This window comes from Komagataeibacter kakiaceti JCM 25156 (assembly GCF_000613305.1).
In genome coordinates, this window is the sequence record NZ_BAIO01000643.1 from 1 (window position 1) to 1,145 (window position 1,145).

Genomic DNA, 1,145 nt, shown 5'->3' on the forward strand with positions numbered 1-1,145 from the left:
CGCCAAACGTGGTGCCGTGGCTGCCCGGCGTCATGTGCCGGGCGATGGTCTCGGTCGTCAGTACGGCGCCCATGGGGAAGCCCCCGGCGATGCCCTTGGCGGTGGACAGGATGTCGGGCGTGATGTCCGACCATTCATAGGCGAACAGGCGGCCGCTGCGGCCCATGCCGCACTGGACCTCGTCCACGCCGAGGAACAGGCCGTATTCATCGCACACCGCGCGCAGGTCCTGCATGAAGCGCGGGGTGGCGACATGGATGCCGCTTTCACCCTGCACCGGCTCGATCATGATGCCCGCGGTCTCGGCCGTGATGGCGTCGCGCACCGCGTTCATGTTGTTGAGGCGACGTGATCGAAGCCGTCAACCCGGGGGCCGAAGCCATCGAGGTATTTGGGGTTGCCCGTGGCGGACAGCGTGGCCAGCGTGCGGCCGTGGAACGCGCCGTTGAAGCAGATGATGCGGGTGCGCTCCGGGTGGCCGGACTTGGCCTGCGCGCGGCGGATCATCTTGATCATGCCTTCATTCGCTTCCGCGCCGGAATTGCAGAAGAAGGCGGTATCCGCGAAGCTGTTGGCCACCAGCCGCGCGGCGAGCCGTTCGGCCTGCGGCACGCGGTACAGGTTGGAGACATGCATGACACGCTGCGCCTGCTGCGTGATCGCGCCGACAAGATGCGGGTTGTTGTGGCCGACCGAGGACGTGGCGATGCCGGAGCCGAAATCCAGGAATCGTCGTCCGTCCACCGTATACAGCCAGGCACCTTCGCCGCGCTCGAAAGCGAGGTCGGCACGATTGTAATTCGGCATCAGGGCGGGAATCATGGAATGGCCTTGTACTTCGTTTCAAGGAAGAGGATGGGTTCAGAAACGAAAACGGCCCACCGCGACAGGGGTGGGCATATTTCCTTTCCCGAATTTTCCGGGCCATGCGGGCGTGCGGTGCGTCACGGCGCGCCCTGGCATATTTCAACCCGGAAGCCGGAGAGAATATGGGCGGGACGTGCGAAATGCAACCTTAACCCCATATCCCCCTGCGGTTCCGCCATGGCAGCCATCCGTCAGCCAGTCAGCTATGGGCGGCGGCGGGGTGTTATGGCACAGTTCCCGTTATGGTGGCCCGCCTGTCCCGCTCCGCTCCGCGCCCG

The 1,145-nt window shown here is 65.1% G+C and carries 1 pseudogene; it reads right to left on the minus strand.

The features are described from left to right. Nucleotides 1-822: pseudogene (locus tag JCM25156_RS25850) on the minus strand (acetylornithine transaminase); the annotation flags it as partial. Nucleotides 823-1,145 lie beyond the last annotated feature (323 nt).